Raw genomic sequence first — 1,923 nt, forward strand, 5'->3', positions numbered from 1 at the left:
AATACTCAACATTTTTACATTGTTCAATTTCGCGGTTTTACCAATGATAGCATTGGTGATATCGCTCTTTATTATTCCATAGGATAAAAGTGTATCCATATAGAAACCACTGTCATGCTGTACGCTGCCATAAGCTGTTAGTGACCATTTATCTAAAGTGCTTTTACTTGCATCCTGCATCTCTTTTGGAGTGAAAGACAGCCGCCCATAGGTGCCTATAAGACCGAAATGTGTCGTGGTATTTTGTCCTTCTAATGTCGCTAATGTGACACCGGCTTGGAGAGCAGCATAGCGAATATCAGCACCATAGCCATATTTAAGGGGACCGCGTTTCGAGGATAAGGTTCCTTTACCCCCATAGGTAGAGAGGAAGAAACTGTTTTTAAGATTTTTCTGCTCTCCCAAGACTGTTGTTCTCATATTGGCTAAAAGTGCATTTTGCTTGGCCATATCGGCTAATCCAGTATAAAAGAGAGCATTTGGCATAATCAAATAACTTGCCATTTGTGGTACAACTGCTCTTACTTTTGAATCGGGGTCAAGAAATTCAGGCTGCAAGCGGAAGTCCCAGAAATCTTTATCCTTTTCATCGAATAAGTTTTGGTTAGCATTGGCTTTGCCATAACTTGATACTGGTCCATAGGCAGTCAGCGTATATTTATAAGGAGTTCCTCCTATGGTGGTATAGCTATTTTTCAATTTAAAGGAGTCTCCTTTTGCTTCTCCAGAAACTTGAATAAGTGAAAGTCCACCTATATTTGAAGGAGGAGAAGCATTTTCTACACTCTCCTTATCCTCTGAAACACTTTTGACATAAACTGTTGTGGTGCCTGCTACATCACCGTGAATGAGAAGCCTATCGGTTTTTTGTGCATCTATTGCAACACCATCACTCCATATAGCGTTGAAATGAATTTCTGCCTTACCAGAGGCATTATAGACTGCTAGAGTGGTTGGTATTCCAGATCCTACATGCAATGTATGATAATGATCTTCTACCAGCCCATTGAAAACAATAGAACTATCATTGAGATTGAGCACAGAAATATCAGAACGTGACCTTTGAGCAATAGCAAGCAGTTTTCCATCATCATCGGTTTCTTTTGTACTGGTTTTCAATATCCATGTTGCCTTGTTTGTCAAATCAAAGCGTACAGTTCTGTTTTCTGCAATTTTTGCTCTTCCCTTTAATACGGAGTGATTAGCATTTAATGTAAAAGCAAAATTATTTTCTTTAGTTGAAGCTTTTGCTGCTAATAAAATATCGGCACTGATTTCTGAATTTTTGAGATTGGCTATACCGATTGATTGGTCTGCGTTAATTCCAATACTATTTTCAGTGCGAATCTTTGTATTTGTCAAGTTGATTTCTAAGGCGTTATCGTCCTCGGATTTATCAAATATTATGCCACTGTTTTCTGCTGTTGCAGAAACATTTGTTACATCAATATATCCGCTATTTTTTACAACAAATGCTGATCCTTTTGCTGCTACGGTCCCTCCATTCATTTTAATCGTGCCACCGTTTTCTGCATAAAGTCCGATGAAAGTATTGCTAATCGCTGTATTTCCATGCAATTCAATTAAGCTGTAAGGATTGCTGGCAGCTGCACCGTATCCGTTGCCATCCATTGTTGTTAGAGCAACGTCTGTGACCTTAATATGTCCACCATTCATTGCAAACAATGCCATGGTTTTTGCAGTTACTGTTCCACCAGTCATTATAATTGTGCCACTATTTTCTGCATCAAGTCCGGTTACAGCATTATTAATTGTTGTCTTTCCATATAATTCAATCAAGCTTTCAGGATCGGTTGCAGCAGCACCATAGTTACCATTTGTTGTTGTTAAAGCAACATCTGTGACTTTAATATGCCCACCGCTTTTTGCAAGCAATGCCATGTTTGTTGCGGTTACAGTTCC

1 protein-coding gene is annotated in these 1,923 nt (G+C 38.9%); it reads right to left on the bottom strand.

Translation table 11 applies throughout. The features are described from left to right. On the bottom strand, nt 1-1,923 hold a 1,923-nt coding region (locus ACFIL8_RS09625; protein WP_375689592.1), incomplete at both ends, for an autotransporter outer membrane beta-barrel domain-containing protein.

This window comes from Bartonella sp. AP57NXGY, from assembly GCF_042195805.1.
Lineage (GTDB): Bacteria > Pseudomonadota > Alphaproteobacteria > Rhizobiales > Rhizobiaceae > Bartonella.